Source organism: Herbaspirillum sp. B65 (genome assembly GCF_000333555.1).
GTDB classification, from domain to species: domain Bacteria; phylum Pseudomonadota; class Gammaproteobacteria; order Burkholderiales; family Burkholderiaceae_D; genus Herbaspirillum; species Herbaspirillum rubrisubalbicans.
Genome location: NZ_BADI01000094.1, coordinates 1 through 1,370 on the forward strand (window position 1 = coordinate 1; position 1,370 = coordinate 1,370).

1 protein-coding gene and 1 pseudogene are annotated in these 1,370 nt (G+C 50.3%); both read right to left on the reverse strand.

What is annotated here, in order from left to right; translation table 11 throughout:
• The coding region (locus I5W_RS02750) for a PAS domain-containing protein (RefSeq protein ID WP_044528084.1) at nucleotides 1-509 on the reverse strand (509 nt) is incomplete at its 3' end.
• Between the two features lie 170 nt (nucleotides 510-679).
• Nucleotides 680-1,370, reverse strand: a pseudogene (locus I5W_RS02755) (phage late control D family protein); the annotation flags it as partial.

Below are 1,370 nucleotides of genomic sequence, written 5' to 3' on the forward strand. Positions count from 1 at the left end.
GATTTTCTGCTCATAGCACGTTGAAGCTCTCTTTTAAACACCTCGTCAAAATGACGTCGATTCGCTAATTGGGTTAGGTCGTCGGTAATGCTCAGCAAATAGATTTGCTTGTTCAGTGCGAGCAGTGAGGCTTCAGTACGCTTCCTTTCAGAGATATTTCGAACGATAGAGCAATTGAATTTTTTTCCTTCAAATTGAACTAGGCTTGCGTTCACTTCAATTGGAATAATCTGTCCAGATTTGTTCCTGTTGGTCGTTTCCAAACAAACGGACCGCTTTATCTCAAGCTCCTTCCAATGATCCTTCCAGCGTACCTCGTCAAAGTCTGGATCAATATCACAGACTCTCAATTGTCCTAGCTCTTGAGATGTGTAGCCTAAAAACTCTGTGGCAGCCTTATTGACGAATACGTAATATCCGTCTTCGTCGAGCCAAATAATCATGTCGCTCACTGCGTCAATTGAATATAACGCTAGCTCGGCCCCAAGTTCCGGTAATGTCGATCTCATTTGCTTATACGCCTTGATGCCTCTGCAATGCTGCTGAGAAAATATTGGTAGTCGACATTCTATTTAATTTCTTTGAGGCATCCTTCGCCCCCAAACAGCGGCATAAATGGGGGAGAAGGTACGTTTTGAGTACAGAGTAGATATGATATATCAGTGACAATGAGACCTTTCTAGTCTGCACTGTTCTCCCTAATAATCTCACGAACCTCCTTAATTTTGACCCATTCCAGAGCAGCGGCGCGCTTGGCAGTCTGCTTGGTGGCATAGGTTTGCTTCAACGTCTTCGCATTATCGGCCTTGCCCGCCAGCTCGGTGCCTTTATTGTTTTTTGATTTCGCTCTGTCGAGCCAATTGGCCTTCACACCAGTGATGCCTTCCTCGGGATCATGCTCTAGCTCCCGCTCGGTTTCGGCCGGCTCAGATTTGATTTCGAACTCGATGCGCGTAGTAAAACCGCTGCCGCTGATCGAGTGCGTTACCGTTTTCGATAGCCATTCTGTCGCATCGATGTCCGCCTTGAATCCGGTGACCATCACAGGTGACTGCGGCATGATGTTGGCATCCCCCAGGGCAAGCTGCATCTCGAAGGTGGCCAAGCCGCGCTCAATGCGCTGCCACTCGGCCACAGCAGCAGTACGCGCATCAGCCTCATTCGCAAAGGTGGTGCGCAGGCGCTTGCTGTTGCCAGCCTGGCCGGCGACGACACTGCGCCGCCGTCCGTATTTCTCATCCATCCAGAAAGCGCGCACGCCGCTATAAGCATCCGACTCTGAGCTGTGATAACGGTGCTGGTCACCCAGCCCACGCACCACCTTGACTACCGGCAGCGGCTTTCCGCTTGCCGTGCGACCTTCGTTGATC